The 2708-nt window shown below is 63.2% G+C and carries 1 protein-coding gene and 1 pseudogene; both read right to left on the bottom strand.

Annotated features, from left to right (window positions below; genetic code table 11):
- Positions 1-48: 48 nt before the first annotated feature.
- Positions 49-2334 carry a TonB-dependent siderophore receptor gene (locus G3436_RS24325; protein WP_338001319.1) on the bottom strand — a complete coding sequence of 762 codons (2286 nt, stop codon included), beginning with the start codon at positions 2332-2334 and terminating at the stop codon, positions 49-51.
- Positions 2335-2412: 78 nt separating this feature from the next.
- Positions 2413-2708 (bottom strand): annotated as a pseudogene (locus G3436_RS24330) (hypothetical protein); the annotation flags it as partial.

Below are 2708 nucleotides of genomic sequence, written 5' to 3' on the forward strand. Positions count from 1 at the left end.
TACTTCTTGTCGAACACGTTGTTCAGGTTCACCGCCAGCATCACCTCGTCACTGGCGCGGTACGCCACCCGCGAGTTCCACACGGTGTAACCGCTTTGTGCAAAGGCACGGTCGAAGCTCAAGGTGCTGCTCTGGCTGTTCAGACCGCCCCCACACTGACCTGGCTGAAATCACCGGGCAATTGATAATCGGCCCACAGGCGGAACATGTGCATCGGCGTGGAGGTGGCAAACACCTTGCCCTGGAGCTTGGCGTCTTCCAAAAACGTCGTCGTGTTGTAGGTGTAGCTGCCCGCCACCTGAAGCCCTGGCTGCGCACCTTGCCCGCCGGCGTAAAACAGCCAACGCCACCGCAGCCTTCCTCGCCGATATCAGCCGGGTCGGCCACGGCGCGGTTCTTGTGGATATAGCGGAACATCGCCAGCGACGCATTCAGCTGGCCATCCATCAGCTCGCCCTTCAGGCCCAACTCGTAATTGTCGCCCTCCACCGGCTTGAGCGGGCCGTTGCCCATGGTTCGTCCGGTCTGCGGGATGAACACCTCCGAATACGTCGCGTAGGTCGACCACTGATCGTTCAGCGCATACACCAGGCCATAGAACGGCGTGACCTTGCCGGTGGTTCGGGTGCTGTTGTTCTCGCCGTATTCCTGCAACTCGCGGGCAAAATAGTTCTGTTGGGCAAAGGCGAAGTCGTACCAGCTGCTGCGCGCGCCCACCACCAGCGTCAGCGGGTCCAGCAGCTTCACACGCCAGCTGCCGTAGAGGCCTTTCTGGCGAATGTCATAGGTGCTGGTGGCCAGGTTGGCCTGATCGGCAATGCTGTCGAAGTCCTGGAATGGGCGGTGATGGTCGATGTGGTTGATATCGACACCGGGGGTGAACATCCGTGCGTAGGCATCGTTGGTGGTGTACTTGGAGTAGTTGGCCCCCAGCAACACCGTCTGCTCGAACGACAACGCCTCGAAATCACCCGTCAGGTACACATCAAGGCCCCGACTCTTGCCGGTGAAGTCAGTGGCGAAATCCGAGTAGCGAGGCCCCACGCTGGTGCCTGGCTGTACGGCCCCGGCAATGAACTGGTAGGTCGCCTCGTTGGACTCGTTCATGGCCATGGCAGCGGCCTTGAGCTTCCAATGGTCGTTGAAGCGGTGCTCCAGATCGAGGTACACCGCGGTCTGGTCGTTCATCGCCCGGTTCCACATGGAGCCGGTGAAGGTCGAACGCGACAGGTTCAAGGTTTCCTTGTTGCTGTAGCGCGGCAACGCGATCAGGTAGGGCCTTGAGTGGCTTTTCTTGTTGCTGGCGCCGATGCCGAGCGTGGTGTCTTCACTGAGGTCGAAGTCCACCGCGCCGTACACGGTCTGCTCCCAGTTCCACACGTAGTCGGTGAACGAGCGGCCTTTCTCGTAGTTGACCACCGCCCGACCGCGAACCGTGCCGGCCTCGTTCAGCGGACCACCGGCGTCGGCCTGCGCCACATAACGGTCCCAGCTGCCGGCCTTGGCAGTGAGTTTTACCGTGGGCTCGGCTTGCGGGCGCCGGCGCACCATGTTGATCGCGCCAGTGGTGCTGTTGGCCCCCTGCAGCAGGGCGGCCGAGCCGCGCAGCACTTCCATGCGGTCGTAGATCACCATGTTTTCGGTGATGTAGCTGCCCAGCGCGTACACGTTGCGCGGCACGGGCACACCGTCGTACTGCAGCGACTCGATATCGAACCCGCGCGAGAACACGAACATGCCGGGGCCCGGCGACTTGACCGAGGCCAACCCGGGCACGCTCTCGACCGCCTGGGTCAGGGTGGTGATGTTCTGATCGTCCATGCGCTTGCGCGTCAGCACCGAGACGGACTGCGGGATGTCCTTGAGCTTCTGCTCGCCCTTGGCGATGGTCACTGCGCCGGTGGTGTAGGACCGCGCCCCCTCGGTGGTCACGCCCAGTTGCTTGCCGCTGACGGTGGTTGCACCCAGTTGCAAGGCCGACTCAGGGTTGCCGCGCTTTTCCAGGGTGACGCTGTCGGCATCGATGAAACGGGCGCTGAGGCCAGTGCCTGCAAGCAGCCGCGCCAGCGCATCGGGCTGTGAGTAGCTACCGCTGAGCCCCGGCGAGCGCAGCCCCTGGGTCATCTCGGCGCTGACCAGCACCTGCATTCGCGTGACGGCACTGAAGGCGGCCAGGGCCGCATCCAGCGACTGCGCCGGTACCTCGAAGCGGTAGACCTGGGCCTGGGCGGCGGCGGCCTGTACGGGCATCGCCATGCTGGCGCCTGTGCCAATGGCCAGTGCGACCAGGGTTGGCAACGCGAATAGGCGCCGGTTGGCGGACGGATGTTCCATGCAAAGTGCTCCCCGAGACGTCAAAGATGATCGTGGCGCTGCACTGTCTGAGAGTGCTTATTGTTTGCGCCTTCGACATCAAGGACGACGGTATCGGGCAAAACCCTGAACATTTCGCAATTTTTTCAACCTTCCCGCAGCACCCGCAGGTAACCGGCGTATTCGCTGGCCTGCAACCCCAGGGTGTGGCTGACGCCTTGAGCACGCCTCCGGTTTGTCGATGTCGAACACCCCCGACACCTTGCGCTGGCGCAGGGCCTCGCCCAGCACCAGGGTCTGCCCTGGCCAGTAACGGTTGAGCTGGTCGACCACCTCGGCCAGCGACTGCTGACGGAACACCAGTTGGCGCTGGCGCCAGGCGAAGCCCGAGGCGG

Source organism: Pseudomonas brassicae, assembly GCF_010671725.1.
GTDB classification, from domain to species: domain Bacteria; phylum Pseudomonadota; class Gammaproteobacteria; order Pseudomonadales; family Pseudomonadaceae; genus Aquipseudomonas; species Aquipseudomonas brassicae.